Annotated in this window: 14 protein-coding genes, 1 pseudogene and 1 riboswitch; of the genes and pseudogenes, 3 read left to right on the top strand and 12 right to left on the bottom strand. The window is 61.4% G+C overall.

Annotated features, from left to right (window positions below; all coding sequences use genetic code 11):
* Nucleotides 1-294 (bottom strand): annotated as a pseudogene (locus AACS18_RS23090) (flavodoxin reductase); the annotation flags it as partial.
* 308 nt (nt 295-602) lie between these two features.
* Between AACS18_RS23090 and AACS18_RS04695 the strand changes: the two are divergent.
* On the top strand, nt 603-836 hold the full coding sequence (locus tag AACS18_RS04695) for a hypothetical protein (protein ID WP_108613821.1): 234 nt from the start codon (nt 603-605) through the stop codon (nt 834-836).
* Nucleotides 837-920: 84 nt separating this feature from the next.
* Here the strand turns inward: AACS18_RS04695 and AACS18_RS04690 are convergent, their stop codons facing one another.
* Entirely contained in the window at nt 921-2,786 is a 1,866-nt protein-coding gene (locus AACS18_RS04690) for a M3 family metallopeptidase (RefSeq protein ID WP_108613820.1), read from the bottom strand.
* 276 nt (nt 2,787-3,062) lie between these two features.
* Here AACS18_RS04690 and AACS18_RS04685 point away from each other — a divergent pair, with 276 nt between their 5' ends.
* Entirely contained in the window at nt 3,063-4,745 is a 1,683-nt protein-coding gene (locus AACS18_RS04685; protein WP_108613819.1) for a methyl-accepting chemotaxis protein, read from the top strand.
* Nucleotides 4,746-5,009: 264 nt separating this feature from the next.
* Nucleotides 5,010-5,095, top strand: a riboswitch (cyclic di-GMP riboswitch).
* A 65-nt stretch (nt 5,096-5,160) separates the two neighbouring features.
* Nucleotides 5,161-6,582 (top strand): N-acetylglucosamine-binding protein GbpA, encoded by a 1,422-nt coding sequence (gene gbpA / locus AACS18_RS04680; protein ID WP_108613818.1) that lies wholly within the window; start codon nt 5,161-5,163, stop codon nt 6,580-6,582.
* A 150-nt stretch (nt 6,583-6,732) separates the two neighbouring features.
* On the opposite strand, the gene AACS18_RS04675 is transcribed toward gbpA, so the two are convergent.
* The 10 genes from AACS18_RS04675 to AACS18_RS23085 all read right to left on the bottom strand — a co-directional run.
* On the bottom strand, nt 6,733-7,569 hold the full coding sequence (locus AACS18_RS04675; protein WP_040067363.1) for a transporter substrate-binding domain-containing protein: 837 nt from the start codon (nt 7,567-7,569) through the stop codon (nt 6,733-6,735).
* Nucleotides 7,566-8,327 carry an amino acid ABC transporter ATP-binding protein gene (locus AACS18_RS04670; RefSeq protein ID WP_040067361.1) on the bottom strand — a complete coding sequence of 254 codons (762 nt, stop codon included), beginning with the start codon at nt 8,325-8,327 and terminating at the stop codon, nt 7,566-7,568. Before AACS18_RS04670 ends, AACS18_RS04675 begins: the two co-directional genes overlap by 4 nt.
* Nucleotides 8,324-8,986: an amino acid ABC transporter permease gene (locus tag AACS18_RS04665; RefSeq protein WP_108613817.1), complete on the bottom strand. Its 663-nt coding sequence runs from the start codon at nt 8,984-8,986 to the stop codon at nt 8,324-8,326. Before AACS18_RS04665 ends, AACS18_RS04670 begins: the two co-directional genes overlap by 4 nt.
* Nucleotides 8,987-9,078: 92 nt before the next feature.
* A complete protein-coding gene (locus AACS18_RS04660) occupies nt 9,079-9,744 on the bottom strand; it encodes an amino acid ABC transporter permease (RefSeq protein ID WP_040067357.1) in 666 nt (221 codons plus the stop codon).
* Entirely contained in the window at nt 9,741-10,952 is a 1,212-nt protein-coding gene (locus AACS18_RS04655; RefSeq protein WP_108613816.1) for a threonine synthase, read from the bottom strand. The genes AACS18_RS04660 and AACS18_RS04655 overlap by 4 nt, the downstream gene beginning before the upstream one ends.
* A 195-nt stretch (nt 10,953-11,147) precedes the next feature.
* Nucleotides 11,148-12,095: an HTH-type transcriptional regulator Cbl gene (cbl, locus tag AACS18_RS04650; RefSeq protein ID WP_108613815.1), complete on the bottom strand. Its 948-nt coding sequence runs from the start codon at nt 12,093-12,095 to the stop codon at nt 11,148-11,150.
* Between the two features lie 123 nt (nt 12,096-12,218).
* The gene (locus tag AACS18_RS04645; RefSeq protein WP_108613814.1) at nt 12,219-13,286 is read right to left on the bottom strand and encodes a sulfate/molybdate ABC transporter ATP-binding protein; all 1,068 of its coding nucleotides are present in this window, start codon (nt 13,284-13,286) and stop codon (nt 12,219-12,221) included.
* Nucleotides 13,287-13,308: 22 nt separating this feature from the next.
* A complete protein-coding gene (gene cysW / locus AACS18_RS04640) occupies nt 13,309-14,199 on the bottom strand; it encodes a sulfate ABC transporter permease subunit CysW (protein ID WP_005343065.1) in 891 nt (296 codons plus the stop codon).
* Nucleotides 14,196-15,035, bottom strand: coding sequence for a sulfate ABC transporter permease subunit CysT (gene cysT / locus AACS18_RS04635; RefSeq protein WP_040067348.1), 840 nt, complete (start codon nt 15,033-15,035; stop codon nt 14,196-14,198). The genes cysW and cysT overlap by 4 nt, the downstream gene beginning before the upstream one ends.
* A gap of 269 nt (nt 15,036-15,304) precedes the next feature.
* A partial coding sequence (locus AACS18_RS23085; RefSeq protein WP_258228852.1) for an RBBP9/YdeN family alpha/beta hydrolase occupies nt 15,305-15,554 on the bottom strand: 250 nt, incomplete at its 5' end.

Here is a 15,554-nt window from a genome sequence, read left to right as displayed (position 1 = left end):
CCACTTGGGCGCCTCCACCAGCAGCCAGTGGGCGGTCAGCGCCAATGCGCCACCGATGGCCGTCTGGCGGTGCAATCGCAACATCCGGTCCAGACCGCCACACCACACCTCCAGCTGCGGCAGGCGCAATGCCAGCAACAACGAAATGGCCATATAGGTCATCCCCAGCAGGCCGGTCACCAGCAACATCTCATGGCGCCAGGGCCACACCCCGTTGGCATCCCCCGCATACCCGAGCCACCAGACCCCGACCGCCAGCAGTGGCAACAGCCACCACACCCGTTTACTCGTCATAACATGCTCCCTGGTTCCATCGCGGCAGGGCCTCATCTCCCTGCTCATGGCGCCATTGCACACCCGTCCGGTCACAAGACTTTGCCAGAGGGGGAAGCTTGTGTGGCAATGTGTGACAAACGGAAACAAAAGAGGGGCCGACTGGCCCCTCGAGATCACCCTTGTTGGCTCGCCCCTCTTCACAGGAGATAGCGCACAATCCACCTCTGCCGTGATTGACGACCTGCCAGAAAAAGGAATCAAATGGGGACGTTACATATCTGCGGCGGAAAACCTGCTGCCCACTCTTCCGGACAAGGAGATCCCCCTTGCTTTCATCCACCGAACAACGCGTCTGCCCGAGTTGTCAGCGCGAGACCAACCATGTCGTGGTGCTGGTCGACAAATCATTTGGCAAACAGCCGACACCGGAGCAAAAACGCACAGCATTTATCAAAGACTTCATTACCGGCTGGGCCACCGGCCCCTTTCTGGCCAACATGGATCGCTTTGAGCGCCACGCCATCTGTGAAAATTGTGGAAAAAAGGTCATCGATGAGTAGTGAACGATGAGCAAAAAGAATGGCAGGAAGGTTTCCCCTCCTGCCAATTGCATATTCATATCAAGCCTGCCTTCATCACATCACTTACTGCACGCAGCTCAGCTCCTCTCTGACATCTCCAGCAAAGTAGCACCGGGTAATCCACGCCTCGAAATCGGCCAGCATGCGAGTTTCCGACTCGTTGTTGTCGGCGATAAGCTCGGCGCCGTGTACCACCCGGATATGGGCATCGAGCGGGCTTCCCTCGCCAGCCGCGGGGCGCTGCTGGGCTGCGGCCATGCAGGCTTGCGCCTGTTGCCACGCTTCGGCGGCGCTCAGGTTGCATGCCTCGGCCAGCGGCACCGCGCTGAATCCCTCGCCGGTCAGGCTGCGCAACGTCTCATCGTGACTCATGCCGTTGCCAGGCCCCCAGTAGTGGGCGGCCAGATCCGGCCCGATACGCGGATTGTCGGTGAGGTAGCCATCACGCTTGAGGAAATAGGCGCGGGTCTGCTCCACCGCCATCAGCGCCAGCAAGTAGCCGTGATAGGCGCAGGCTGACTCCTGATTAAGAAGGTGCGGAATGGCCAGCAGCGGGCGCGGGCTCTCCACCCCGAGGATCTTGCGCTCCCACTGGCGGGCCAGCGCCAGTACTGCATCGGGAGTGCGCTCAGCCTCATCCATGGCGTAGAGATCCCGCTCGAAGTAGGCCACCAGCGCGATCTGGCGTTCGTTAAAAGCGCGAAATGGCTGACGCGCTTCGATCATCTCCTTGATAAGCGCATCGGGGATCGCCTCTCCCGCTGCATTTCTGGCGTAACGTTTGAGCCAGTCGGCATCGTCCAGCAGGCTGTCGCAGAACATCGACTGGGTCTCGGCATAGGCCATGGAGGTGGGCGGAAACTCCTGGGAGAAGCAGGGCGCGTTGCCGGTGACATTGGCAAAGTGCGCAGCGTGGCCCCCCTCGTGGAACAGGGTGTTGAGGCCACTCCAGCCGCTGCCCACCTGCGCAGGGTCGGCCAGGCTGGTGAAGTTGACCACAGCCGGCACCCACTCCCCCTGTTGGAAGAAGCTCGGTACCGGGCCGTGGCAGAAGCCGTTCTCGTATTTCCCCTCCCGAGTCAGCAAGTCCAGGGTCAGGGTCGCACCGCGATACTGGATGCCGAGCCGGCGGAAACTCTCGACCCAATCCCGCAGCGCCCGCGAGAAGGGCACGTAAGGATCGAGCTGGCGGGTCACGTCGCCGCTCACGCTGTAGCGCAGGTTGTGGGGCTGCAGGGCCGCCTCGCCTTTGGCCGCTTTCAGCTCGGCGAGGCTTTGCTGCAGCCGCACATCGGTGCGGGCAATAAAGTCGTCGAGGATGGCGAACAGCTGCTCCGGGCTCATCTGCTCGTTCTTGCGCACCTTGTAGTCGAAGTAGTCGCGATAACCCATGGTGCGGGCAAAGCGGTTACGGATCGCCACTACCTCGAGAAAACCGTTGCCGACCACCCACTGCTCCAGGGTGCGGAACATGGCGAGCGCACTCTGGCGCACCGCCTCGTTCGGGCTGGCGGCAAGGGAGGTGCTGGCGGCGGGCAAGCTGCCTGCGACCTGCTGGCCTTGCTCATCCAGCAGGGTCAGTTTCAGCCCCTTGCGGCGGGCGAACAGCTCAGCCTCGGCAGCCACCAGCTCATCCATCAGGGCAGCCGCGGCGGGATCTTCAATCACATTGCACTCGAAGAAGGCGATCCAGCCTTGCAGACCACGCTTGAGATCATCCTCGTCGGCTTGGGCCAGCATTTCCCGCAATGCGGGCAGACGGGCTGGATTGGCACAAAAGGCCTTATAGGCCTGCTCGGCCGCGGTGAAACCGGCCTGATCATCGCTGGTGCCCATATAGGTGGACCAGAAGAGATCCTCCTTGCGCCTGTGCACCTGCAGGTAGTCGGCGTTGAGCTGGTTGAAGTAATTCCTGGCAATGGAACTCATAAATTCCCTCTTGTTATGGGGTCACCCGCAGCGGGGCCCACTCCTTTTTTTAGTGAAATGCCAAATGATTCACACTCTTTGGCAAAAATTGCGCAGGGATGCGCCTGAACACGCTACCAAAAAGTGGGGGTTGCTGTCTGCTGACTATACTGATGTTAAAACGCTCATTTGAGAAAGGTCGGCAAGAGATTGAAAGTAAATGAGTTGTTAACTTTTACGAACTGGCTGCCGCAGTACAGAGCCACATAAGATCAACAGGGAAACGAGGATTTAGTCATGTTCAAGCTCGGTGATATCACCGTGAGCCGCAAATTGATTTTGCTGCTCACGCTGGCGTTTGTCGGTTTTGTCTCGCTGCTGCTTATCTCGGCCAACGCGCTCCAGCGCAATCTGATGAGCGAGCGAGAGGCCCGGCTCAATGCGGTGCTGGGCCAGACCATGAGCCAGATCCAGTTTCTGGCCAGTACCCTGCCAGCAGAGCAGGCCCAGCAAGAGGCGCGCAAGCTGCTGACCAACACCCGCTTTGATGGCAACAACTACCTGTTTGTCATCGACGAAAACCGCAAGATGCTGGTTCACCCCATCCGGCCCGAACTGGTCGGCCAGACCATGGGAGAAGGGACGGGTGCCACCGCAGGACAGTTCTGGCAACAGATGGTCGATATCGCCCGCGGTGGCAAACAGGGCACTCTGCAATATGTCTGGACAGGCCCATCGGGCGAAACCGCCGACAAGCTCTCCATGGTCTCCGGCTATCAGCCCTGGGGCTGGATCCTCGGTTCCGGCATGCTGCTGCAAGATATTCAGCAGACCATCTGGGCCCAGTACATGAAGATGGGGACCGCCACCGCCATCGTGATCCTGCTGATGGGGCTGCTGGGCTGGCGCATCACCCACTCCATCGTCTCCCCCCTCAGCCAGATCAACAACGCCATGCAACGGGTCGCCAAGGGGGATCTGGTGGTGAGAATCCCGGTACAGGGCAAGGATGAGCTGGGAGTGGTCGCCCACTGTACCAACCAGAGTCTCGATGCCATCCGTCATGCCCTGCTGGAAGCCAGTCAGGGGGCTCGCAACGTGGCGGATGCCGCCCTGCGCATCGCCGCCTCTGCCGAGCAGACCAATCAGGCGGTGACCAGCCAGCGGGATCAGCTGGCCCAGCTCGCTACCGCCATGAACGAGATGAGCGCCACCATCTCCGATGTGGCCGGACACGCCGAAAATACCGCGCGGGATACCCAGGAAGCGACCGGAGAAGCCGGGCTCGGCAACCGCGACGTTCACGCCAGCGTGCACGGCATCAAGGCGCTGGCTACCGAGGTGGAGCAGGCCACCCAGCAGGTCAACCAGCTCAAGGAGGGGGTGATGCAGATCAGCGAAGTGACCGCTGTCATCAGCGCCATTTCGGAGCAGACCAACCTGCTGGCCCTCAACGCCGCCATCGAGGCAGCCCGTGCCGGTGAGCAGGGCCGCGGCTTTGCCGTGGTGGCCGACGAGGTGCGCCAGCTGGCCAGCCGGACTCGCCAATCCACCGAGGAGATCCAGAGCACCATAGCTCAGCTGCAGCAACGGGCCGTCACCGCAGCCAATGCCATGGACACCAGCCGCAAACTGGCAGAGAGCAGCGTCGATCAATCCCAACAGGCGGGCCAGGATCTCACCCTGATCGTCAACCACATCCAGCATGTGAGCGACATGGCGACCCAAATCGCCACCGCCGCCGAGCAGCAGAGCATGGTGGCCGAGGATATGAACCGCAACGTCAGCGGCATCAACGACTCGGCGCTGGAGATGTCCCAGTCCGCCTCGCAACTGGCGCAGGAGAGCGAGCTGCTGGCCGGTCTCTCCCGCAGCCTCGATGAGCGGCTTGCGGTGTTCAAACTGGGCAAGGAGTCAGCTGCAGCGCCAATGATGGCTCCCGTATCTCCCCCGTCAGGCGAGCAGCGCGCCCGTCATTGATGGCGTCAACCCGTGTCGCCTTGTCACCCGACCTGCCAGCCAAGCTGGCAGGTTTTTTTACGCCGACAACACGCAATCAGCATGCACCTTATCGGCATATTCAACGGCATTCGACGCCATTCACAGATAAGAGAACAATTTAAAAACAGTCAGTTAGAATGATCCATTTGCCGTTGAACGGTGCATTTAAACATTTAACTTCAAATAATTAATCAATGCAGTGCACAATGGTGATGGCCGAACATTTGGCCCATCACTAACCATCTAGTCATTTGGCAAACTGACCGAAAGGTCGGGACGCAAAGCCTCCGGTCTACAGACGTTTTGTCCAGGATAGCGGGGTTGCCACACGCAAGTGTGTATCGGGGAACTCCCCGGCCAACTGACTGCCCACATCTATCGAACAGAGGAATGTATGGCAGCAAAAATCCAACTCAATCACATCGCAACGGTGCTGGCTCTGCTGGCCAGCGGCAGCGTTCTGGCCCACGGCTACATCAGCCAGCCCGAGAGCCGCAACTACCTGTGCAAAACCGGCGGCAACAGCCAGTGTGGCGGCGTGCAGTGGGAGCCCCAGAGCGTGGAGGGCCCCTCAGGCTTCCCGCAGGGCGGTCCGCAGGATGGCCAAATCGCCTCGGCGGGCAGCCCGCGCTGGAGCGAGCTGAACATCCAGACCAGCGACCGCTGGACCAAGCGTGAAGTACAGCCCGGCCCCTTCGCCATCAGCTGGACCTTCACTGCCAACCACGTCACCCGCAACTGGCGCTACTACCTCACCAAGCAGGACTGGAACCCCAACCAGCCGCTCACCCGCGCCTCGTTCGATCTGACCCCCTTCTGCGTCATCGACGGCAACATGGTGCAGCCGCCCAAGCAGGTGACCCATAACTGTGTCCTGCCGGAGCGCACCGGTTATCAGGTGATCCTTGGCGTGTGGGAAGTGGGCGACACCAGCAACAGCTTCTACAACATCATCGATGCCAAGTTCAAAGATGGTAGCCAGCCGCCGCTGGAGTGGAGCCAGGCAGGCACCATCTACCCCTCCATTGACCTTGCCGTGGGTGACAAGGCGATGACCCGGGTATTCGATGCCAACGGCGAGCGCCCCGATCTGCAGACCGTGCTGACCATCACCACCGCCGAGCAGGGCCAGAAGAACAGCTGGGCTCATGCCCTCGCCAGCAAGATCAACGCCGAGCAGAGCCTGATCCGCGCCGGTCAGCAAGGAGCCGATGGCCAGTTCAATCCGGTCTACGGTATGAACCCCGTCTATCTGAAGCGAAACAGCAAACTGGAGCGAGTCGAGATTGACCTGCAACAGCTGCAACCGCCAGTGGTGGACAGCATCAGCGTCAGCGGTCTGGCCAGCGACTATGTGCTGGACAACGGCAAGGCAACCCTCGATTTCACCGTCACCGCACAGGGCGATCTGGCCGTCACCAACACCCTCTATGATCACGGCGGCGTCGCCAAGGGTGAAAGCAGTGCCGACATCAAGGACAGCAGCCACACCTTCACCATGGCGCTGGAAGGTCTCAAGGCTGGTCACCACCAGCTGGTGATCAAGGCCACTCCGAAAGCGGGCGGCGAGACCATCCAGCAGACCATGGATCTGATGTTCAAGGAGCAGAGCAGCGGCGAATACGACTTCGTCTTCCCGAACTCGCTCAAATCCTATGCCGCCGGCACCAAGGTGCAGCAGCCGAAAAATGGCAAGGTCTATCAGTGCAAGCCCTTCCCCTACAGCGGCTACTGCCAGCAGTGGACCACCACCGCCACCCAGTACGAGCCGGGCATCGGCTCCCACTGGCAAATGGCGTGGGATGAAGTGCACTAAACCACGCTTGGGCACATAAAAAAGGGCGTCCTCTCTAGCAGGGGACGCCCGGAAAAATCAAACCTTGCGGTTTGCATACCAACGGAACCAAGACCTCACTCTTCACTTACTTCACACACTCAACACACTCTTCAAAACAGGGTTTGTCCATTAACCCTGCCATTTTCCTCCTTCGACAATCACATCATTCGGATCGGTATCAGGGCTCAGCTTGTCACGCACATACTGGTCATAGAGTTTCAGCAGGTACTTCTCCTCACCCAGCTTGGCGAGACGGTCGTTGACCCAGTCACGCAGCTCGATATTGCCCTTCTTCACCGCCGGGGCGATGGGATCTTCCGAGCCCAGTTTTTCGGGCAGTACCCGATAGCCCGGGTTCTCCTTGGCCCAGCTGAACAGCACCAGGTTGTCCTGGGCATAGGCGTCGCCACGGCCCTGCGCCAGCGCCTGCAAGGATTCGGTGTTCTTCTCGAACTTGAGCACCTTCCACTCCGGGTGGTTGCGGGTCAGCCAGATGTCGGCCGTGGTGCCGGTGGTCACGATCAGGGTCTTGCTGGCCAGATCATCGAGCTTCTTGGCCGGGCTCCCTTCCGGCACCAGCACCTGTACCGCCACTCGCAGATTCGGGTTGGTGAAATCCACCACCTCGCGCCGCTCCGGGGTCACCGTCATATTGGCGAGGATCAGATCCACCTTGTCGCTCTGCAGGAAGGGGATGCGGCTGGCTGGCTCCACCGCCACGAACTCGATCTTGTTCTCGTCCCCCAGCAGATCCTTGGCGAAGCGGCGGCCGAGATCGGTGTCAAAACCGACGTAGTTCCCCTTCTCGTCCACGTAGCCAAACGGCGGCTTGTCGGTGAATACGCCGACGATGAGCTTGTCCCGCGCCTTGATCTTGTCGAGAGAACCGTCCGCCGCATGGGCAGCGCCGCTGGCGATACCCAGTCCCAATAAGGCACTAAGCAGAACCGAGGTGATTTTTTTCATGCTGACTCCTTTCGTTTGATGACATTTGTATAAGAAAACTTGGCTAGGAACTGGCGCGCACGCTGGCTCCTGGGATTGTCGAAAAATTGGTGGGGCGCGGCCTGCTCCAGAATGTGGCCGCCATCCATGAAGACGATGCGATCCGCCACCGCCCGGGCGAAGGCCAACTCGTGGGTGACGATAAGCAGGGTCATGCCGCTGCCGGCGAGATCGCGGATCACCTCCAGCACCTCCTGCACCATCTCGGGATCCAGCGCAGCGGTCACCTCGTCAAACAGCATCACCTGCGGGTTCATGCACAGCGCCCGCACGATGGCGATGCGCTGCTGCTGGCCGCCGGAGAGCTGGCGCGGATAGTCATGGCGCCGCTCCCACAGGCCGATGCGGGTCAGCAGCTGCTCGGCTTGCAGCAGCGCCTCTGCCCGCTCCCGCTTTTGCACCTGCAGGGGGCCGAGCAGCACGTTTTCCAGCACCGTCAGGTTGGGGAAGAGGTGATAGCTCTGGAACACCATGCCGATCCGCTGGCGCACCCGCTGCCAGTCGGTGGCACCATCCAGCAACACTCCATCGAAGCGGATCTCGCCCCCCTGAATGGGCTCGAGCCCGTTGAGAGTGCGCAGCAATGTGCTCTTGCCGCAGCCGCTTGGCCCCAGGATGACGATCACCTCCCCGGCGCGCACGCTGAGGCTGATCCGATCCAGCACCAGATTCGGGCCGAACTGTTTACTGACAGAACCGAGTTCAAGCAGAGGTGTCATACCGCATTACCCCATTGTTGCTCCAGCCGGCGCGAGGCGAGCGAGAGCGGATAGCAGACCAGAAAAAAGAACAGAAACAGCAGACCGTAAATAAGCAGCGAGCCATAGGTGCGCTCGATGATCTGCTGGCCCACCTTGATCACTTCCACCACCCCGATCAGCACCGCCAGCGAACTGGTCTTGATGATGCGGGTGTAGATGTTGATGGTCGGCGGCGTCAGCCGCTGCAACGCCTGCGGCAGCAACACATGGCGATAGAGCTGCCAGGTCGAGAGCCCGAGCGCCAACCCGGCCTCCTGCTGGCCACGGGCGAGAGAGTTGAGGCCGCCGCGCACCACTTCACCCACCTCGCTGGCGCCCCACAGGGCGAGCACCAGCACGGCGCACCAGAAGGCCGGAATATCGAGGCCGAAAAAGATCGGCAACCCGAAGAAAAAGAGATAGAGCCACACCAGTACCGGCACCACCCGAAACAGCTCGAGATAAAGCCGCAGCAGCCCCCGTACCAACCGACCGCCCTGCTGCGCCAGCACGCCGTACGCGACACCGCCGAGGGTGGCAAACAGGATGGCCAGCAGCGAGATGGCGAGGGTCTGGCCTGCGCCCACCGCCAGCAGTGGCAACGCCTGCGTCAGTTGCTCAGAGATCGAGCTGGCCATATTGAGCCCTCCTTTCCTGCGTCTTGGTGACGAGAGACGGTGGCAGCTGGAAGATAAGTGCCCACATCGGGATCCTCGCCTGCATCAGCGATTCAGTGACCGAACTGACCATGTTGCAGCCTCCTTTCCACGACGCGCAGAGCGAGAGAGAGCGGCAAAAAGATCAGCACGCACATCAAGGTCAGCACCGCCAGCATCTCGTAGGTCTTGTAGTAGAGGGCGATGTAATTCTTGGTGGTGTAGAGCAGCTCTGGCACCGCCACCGCCGAGGCCACCGTCGTCTCCTTGAGCAGGAAGATGAAGTTGGCAAACAGCGCGGGCAGACTGGCGAGCCAGGCCTGAGGCAACTGCACGTGGCGCAGCAGTTGCCAGCGAGAAAGCCCGATGGCTCGGCCAGCCTCCAGCTGACTGGCGGGCACCGCCTGAATGCCTGCCCGCAGCGCCTCGGTCAGATAGCCACCGCCGAGGAAGGTCATGGCAATCACCGCAGTGGTAAACCCGGAGAGCGACAAGCCGAGCGCAGGCAGCCCGAAATAGAGGAAGAAGAGCTGGATCAGCAGCGGCGTGTTGCGGGCCAGCTCGACATACCCGCGGATCAGGGCGCTGAGCGGCCGCTTGTGCAGGCTCAACAGGGCGACGTTGAGCAGGGCGACCGCCAGCGAAGTGAGGATCACTATGGTTCCCAGCTGCAAGGTGACCCAGACCGCCTTGCCGAAAGCGGGCAACGTCGTGAGGATGAAGGGCAGGTCCAGATTCATGCCGGGATCCTCCCGTCACGCTGCAGACGCTGGGGCAGCACAGTGATCGCATCCGGGTACTTGATGCCGGCACCGGTATTGAGAACGACAACCTGCTCCTGCTCCCGGATCCAGCCCGCCTCGCGCAGTTGGCGAGCGGCAGCAAACGCGGCGGCCCCTTCCGGGCAGACAAAGCTCCCTTCGCGAGAGGCAAGCAGGCGGATCTCGCTCTGGATGGCCTTGTCATCCACCGCGATGGCGCAACCCTCGGTGCGATAGAGGGCATCCAGCACCAGAAAATCCCCCAGCGCCTTGGGCACATTGATGCCGAATGCCAGCGTCCGGGAGTCGGGCCAGAAGCTCGACTCGGCCGCCCTCTGTTGCCACGCCTGTACGATGGGCGCGCAACCGCTCGCCTGCACGGCCACCAGCCGGGGCAGCTCCCCCTTGACCCAGCCCAACTCCTGCAGTTCGCGCAGCCCCTTGTAGATACCGATAAGGCCGACCCCGCCACCGGTGGGATAGATGATCACATCCGGCAAGGTCCAGCCCAGCTGTTCGGCAATTTCCAGCCCCATGGTCTTCTTGCCCTCAATCCGGTAGGGCTCCTTCAGGGTGGAGGCGTCAAACAGGGAGTGCTCCGCCACCGCCTGCGCCACCTGGCGACCGGCATCGCTGATCAGGCCATCCACCAGATAGAGACGGGAACCGGCGAGGGAGGTCTCCAGTCGGGTGATGGCGGGGGCCGCCTGTGGCATGACGATGGTGCTGCGCAGTCCGGCACGGGCACCGTAGAGCGCCCATGCAGCCCCTGCGTTGCCGTTGGTCGGCATGGCGAAGTGAGTGACGCCGAGTTCACGCGCGCGGGAGATGCCCACCGCCGCGCCACGAGCCTTGAAGGAGCCGGTGGGAATGACACTCTCGTCCTTCATCCAGAGATCCGGAATACCGATCTGCTTGCCCAGCGTGGGCAGCCGTAGCAGCGGGGTAAGCCCCTCTCCCAACGTCACAACGTGGGCGGGATCCCGCACCGGCAGCAACTCGTGATAACGCCACAGGCTGGCAGGGCGACCCGACAATGCCGCCGGGTGCCAGGCTCGCTTCAGCGCATCGAGATCGTAGCTGGCCAGCAGTGGTGCACCTGCCCGGCTCAGTTGCCAGGGCTGGTCGGCATCATGGATCTCGCCACTCTTGCTGCAACGCAGATGTGATAGGTAGCTATACGGCATGCTTTATCCTGAATGGATCGACTTTGGTCAGTCACTTATTCCATCCTGCAACCCAAGTACCGGATAACAAACAAAATTAACTGGAAAACCTAAGTGAAAAAATTCATATGAAGCCGTCTGTTTTCGCTGGCAATCTCATCTGCCAGCAATAAAGAAGGGGAGCCATTGGCTCCCCTTCTGGTCTTCTCTTCCGATTCAAATCTGAAAGTCGATGGCGGGCTCGCTACCCATGGCGCGGGCCTGAATATCCGCCAGCGCCAGCTCGGGGTTGCAGAGCTGGATAAACTGCCAGGCAAAGTTGTGCTGGAACTGCCCCTGCTTGAGGCCGATCCAGGCGGTGTGGGGGGCGAACAGATGGCTGCCATCGAGCTGCACCAGCCCCTGATCCCGCTGCGCGTCGAACGCCATGTCGGCCAGTATGCCGACCCCCATCTCCAGCTCGACATAGGTCTTGATGACATCGGAGTCCTGCGCCGTCAGCAGGATCTGCGGTTCAATGCCAGCCGCAGCAAAGGCTTCATCCACCCGCACCCGCCCGGTCAACCCGGCTTGATAGGTGACGATGGGCCAGTTGGCCAGCGCCGCCAGCGTCAGATCCCGCTCGCCAACCAGCGGATGTTGCTCGGGCACCACGATATTGTGGTGCCAGCGGTAGTAGGGAAATGCCACCACCCCTTCGCTCTTGTCGAGCTGCTCGCTGCTGATGCCGATGTCCACCTCGCCGGTCTGCACCAGCCGCACTATCTCCTCCGGGCTGCCCTGACGCAGCTCCAGCTGTACCAGCGGGAACTGCTCGCGAAACGCCTTCACCACCCGCGGCAGCGCATAACGCGCCTGGGTATGGGTGGTCGCCACCAGCAACCGGCCCGAGTCACGGTTGGCAAAGGTGCTGGCCAGTTTGCGGATGTTGTTGGCGTCATTGAGAATGCGCTCGGCAATCACCAGCAGCTCCTTGCCAGGCTCGGTCATACCGAGCAGCCGCTTGCCGTAGCGGATGAACAACTCGATCCCCAGCTCCTCTTCCAGCTCGCGGATATGGCGACTCACCCCGGATTGCGAGGTAAAAAGGGCGTTGGCCACCTCGGTCAGGTTGTAATCCCGCCGCGCTGCCTCCCGGATAATTCGTAACTGCTGAAAATTCACCTTGTCGCCTCCTGCGAAGAGTGGGCGACACAATCTGCTCGCCCCTCTCATTTTTGTTATTTGGCCGGATCATGCCCCGGCAGAGCGCCTGAACCGGGCGGCCACACCGCCCGCAACACAGCATCAAATCTGATAATCGGGATAGAACTGCGCCTGTCTGGCCACCAGCTTCACCCCCTGACCCGGGACAAACAGCTTGGCCGCCTCCTTGGTCAGCTCCGCCTCGTAGTGGGCCCCTTTGGTCTCTCCATCGCCACGCAGCTCCACCCTAATGCGTGGTCCCATGGGCAGCAGACGGGTAATGGTGGCGCGGATCCCGCCCGGCGCATCGGCTGGCAAGATCTCCAGCTCATGGGGACGGACATAGGCGATGGCGGCACTGCCGTGGGCCAGATGGGAAGCCGACGGCCCGCCGAGCAGCTGCTCGCCGACACCGAATCCCTGCTCCGCCACCCGACCGCGGAACTGGTTCACACTGCCGAGGAAGCTGTGGACGAAGGAGCTGGCGGGCTGGTCGTAGACCTCGGCCGGGGTGCCGATCTGCTCGACCCGTCCGGCATTCATCAGCACCACCCGATCCGCTACCTCCAGCGCCTCTTCCTGATCGTGAGTCACGAACAGACTGGTGACGTGCAGCTCGTCGTGCAGCTCGCGCAGCCAGCGACGCAGCTCCTTGCGCACCTGCGCATCGAGGGCACCGAAGGGCTCATCCAAGAGCAGTACCTTGGGCTGCACCGCCAGCGCGCGAGCCAGCGCGACCCGCTGACGCTGACCGCCGGAGAGCTGGGTCGGATAGCGCTCGGCCACATGGCTGAGCTGCACCAGATCCAGCAGCTCCTTGACCCGGGCGCGAATGGCCGCCTCGGCCGGGCGCTCGCTGCGCGGTTTGACTCTAAGGCCAAACGCCACGTTCTCAAACACCGTCATATGGCGAAACAGGGCATAGTGCTGGAACACGAAGCCGACGTTGCGCTCGCGCACATGGAGATCCGAGGCATCCTCGCCACGGATGATGACGCTGCCACTGTCGGCCTGCTCCAGCCCGGCGATGATCCGCAGCAGAGTGGTCTTGCCACAGCCGGAGGGGCCGAGCAGCGCCACCAGCTCACCGTCGTGAAAGTCGAGGTTGATGTCTGCCAGCGCCGCGTACTGATTGAAATGCTTGTTGAGTTGTTGAACCTGAATGCTCATGGCTGCCTCTTTAAAACGGTGATCAGTGAGATTTGGTGGGCTGGGCACGCAGCCTGGCCAACAGGGTTTCCCCGAGTAGGGTAAAGATCCCGAACAGAGCCAAGAGGCTTGCCACCGCAAAGGCGGCGCCGGTCTGGTACTCGTTGTAGAGGATCTCGATATGCAGCGGCAGGGTATTGGTCTGGCCGCGAATATGGCCGGAGACCACCGACACCGCGCCAAACTCCCCGACCGCGCGGGCGGTACAGAGCAGCAGGCCATACATCAGGCTCCAGCGAATGCCGGGCAGGGTGACGCGCCAGAACATCTGCAGACCGCTCGCCCCCAGCATGATGGCGGCTTCTTCCTCTTCCGGGCCGCGCGCCTCCATCTGGGGCAGCAGCTCGCGCACCACGAAGGGCACGGTAATGAAGGTGGTGGCCAGGATGATCCCCGGGGTGGCGAAGATGATCTTGATGTCGTGCTCGCTCAGCCAGTCACCAAACCAGCCGCGGCTGCCGAACATCAACACCAGCATCAGACCGGCGATCACCGGCGACACCGAGAAGGGCAGATCGATGATGGTGATGAGCAGCTGCCGACCGGGGAAGCGGAAACGGGCGATAGCCCAGGCCGCCGCAATCCCGAACAGCAGATTGAGTGGAACCGCACAGAGGGTCACCAACGCGGTGAGACCGAGGGCGCTCAAGGCATCCGGCTCGCTGATGGCGTGCCAGAAGAAGGCGAGCCCCGGCGTCAGCGCCTGAATAAAGACGGTGGCCAACGGCAGCAGCAACAGGGCGGCAAACCAGCCCAAACCGACCGTGATGAGCAGCCACTTGACCCACTGGGGTTCACGGATCACGACCGGTGCCTTGCGAGCGGGGGTCGCCTCCACAGAGGCCGCCTCAATGGCGATAGCAGATGAACTCATATCCGGCTCCCTCCGATGCGAGACCAGCTCCAGGCCTGCAACTTGTTGATTAGCAGTAACAAAATGAACGAAATCAGCAGCATCACCACGGCGATGGCGGAGGCACCTGCGTAGTCATACTCTTCTAGGTGGCTCATGATCATCAGCGGCGCGATTTCCGAGACCATCGGCAGGTTGCCGGCGATAAAGATGACGGAGCCGTACTCCCCCACCCCACGGGCAAACGCCAGCGCAAAACCGGTGAGCAGGGCAGGCACCAGGGTCGGCCAGAGCACCCGCAGAAAGGTCTGCCAGCGATCGGCGCCGAGGCTGGCGGCCGCCTCCTCTTGCTCGGTTTCAGCCTCCCGCAGCACCGGCTGCAGGGTACGCACCACAAACGGCAATCCGATAAAGGTGAGTGCGATGACCACCCCGATAGGGTTGTAGGCGAGCTGGATGCCGAGCGGCGCCAGCAACTGGCCGATCCAGCCGTTGGGGGCGAAGATGGCGCACAGGGCGATGCCGGAAACGGCGGTCGGCATGGCGAATGGCAGGTCGATCAGCGCATCCACCAGACGACGACCGGGGAAGGTGTAGCGCACCAGGATCCAGGCCAGGATCAGGCCAAATAGGCTGTTGAGCAGCGCCGCGACAAAGGCCGCACCGAAGCTCAGGCGAAAGGAGGCGAGCACCCGGGGTGAACCGATCACCTGCCAGAACTCGGCGGCGGTCAGGTTGTTGATCGCAAACAGTACCAGGGCCGAGAGCGGCAACAGCACCAGCAGGCCCAGATAGAGCAGGCTGAACCCCAAGGTGGGGCCAAAACCGGGCAGGACAGAATAAGAACCAAATCGCATAACACATCCATCTGTTATGAAGAATTTTCGATATGGTGATTCTGCGCACTCCCCTCATCGGCAACAAACATCAATTGCGACTTTGCTAATCACTTTTTTGTCTAACTGCAGAGTCACAAGGCTCTTGGCGCACTCCAAATAAAAAAGGTCTTTTATATAAATAAAAGACCTAAGAAATGGAGCAATACGGAGCGGAGCATTCAAAGAACGGGGCATGGAGTAGCCAGCGAACAGCGCGCTCGCCAACCCTCCAACCACTTCACAGATACCTAGCGAAAGCCCAGTACGACCGGCCGGGGCGATGCGGCCTTGACCGGTGCCACCACCAGCTCACCACGGCGGTAGAGTGCTCCCAGCAAATGCAGCCCCTGATGCCAGTCCCCATGACCGGACTGGGCATTGATATGGCCCGCCTCACCGGCATCGAACAGCGGTACCTGCCACTGGCGACTCCAGTATTCGGCCCGTTCAAAGCTCATCCAGGGATCGTTGCGGCTGGCCACCAGCTGGGCCGATACC

This window comes from Aeromonas sp. HMWF015, assembly GCF_963878965.1.
GTDB lineage: Bacteria > Pseudomonadota > Gammaproteobacteria > Enterobacterales > Aeromonadaceae > Aeromonas > Aeromonas veronii.
The sequence above is the reverse complement of the archived record's forward strand: the minus strand, read 5'-3'. Positions and strand labels throughout refer to the sequence as shown.